This is a genomic window from Brachyspira catarrhinii (assembly GCF_005518285.1).
Lineage (GTDB): Bacteria > Spirochaetota > Brachyspiria > Brachyspirales > Brachyspiraceae > Brachyspira > Brachyspira catarrhinii.
Map to the genome: position 1 here is coordinate 1 of NZ_SJDU01000563.1, position 1,119 is coordinate 1,119.

1 protein-coding gene is annotated in these 1,119 nt (G+C 22.4%); it reads left to right on the top strand.

Features of this window, described 5'->3' with window-relative positions:
- A partial coding sequence (gene csm6 / locus EZH24_RS12325; protein ID WP_137999353.1) for a type III-A CRISPR-associated CARF protein Csm6 occupies positions 1–1,119 on the top strand: 1,119 nt, incomplete at both ends.

A 1,119-nucleotide genomic window follows, 5' to 3' on the forward strand; every position in this document is an offset into this window, starting at 1 on the left:
TTTATAATCTTTTTTCTGATGAAGAAAAAGTTAATGATTATGATGCTTTTATGACTGATTTTAGAGATAGTATACAGAACATTCATAATGAATATTCTAAAAATGGGTATAATATACTTTTGAATGTATCTTCAGGTACTCCTGCAATGAAATCTAATTTATTGTTGGAGGTTGTTAATAGTAATATCAAATTAATACCCATACAAGTATCTACACCTGCAAATGGCTCTAATTACCATAAGGAAAAAATAATATTTAATATTGATTTGCTTTCAAAAATAGATGAACAAAAAGAACAATTAAATAACAGATGCAGTGAAATAAAAGTTTTAAGTTTTAAGAAAGTTAAGATAAAATCTCAGATAGAATCATTGATAAATAGATATGAATATAGTGCGGCATTGCAGATATTTAATGAAGATGAAAATGCCGTTAATTTGTTTGATAGTAAACTTCCAGTATATTTAAAGCATTGTGTTTATAGAATGAATTCTCAATTTAGAGAAGCAGAAAAATTACTTTTAGATAATAGTATTAATGTATTAGATTACAGTAACGGTAATGAGATAGTAAGAGAATTTTTTGAATATTATTATATTATGAAAATAAGACAATCCAAAGGAGCATTGACAGATTTTATTCTTAGAATAACTCCTTTTATTACAAAATTATTATACTATTTTTTAGATGATAAATATAATTTGAATATTGATAAATATATAGATACTGCACCAAATGGTACATCTTATATAAAAAGAGAACTTATTGATAAAAATAATAAAGATCTTCTTCGTTCTTTAGATAAAAAGTTTAAATTTAAAGATACATTTTTAAATTTTAATACTTTAATAAATATAGCATATTATTATCGTGATAAATTTAATGATAATAATTATGTTAGAGTTTATGATGCTTTTAAATATTTTAGTAGAATAGAAAAAGAGAGAAATAAGGCTGCTCATACAATGATAAACATAGATGAAGATTTTATAAAATCTAATTTAAATAAGTCATCTATAGATATATTAAAAAATTGTGAATCATTGCTGAAAATGATATTTAATTATCAGAATGATTATTTCGTTTATGATGATATTAATAAGAGGATGAGAGAGGTTT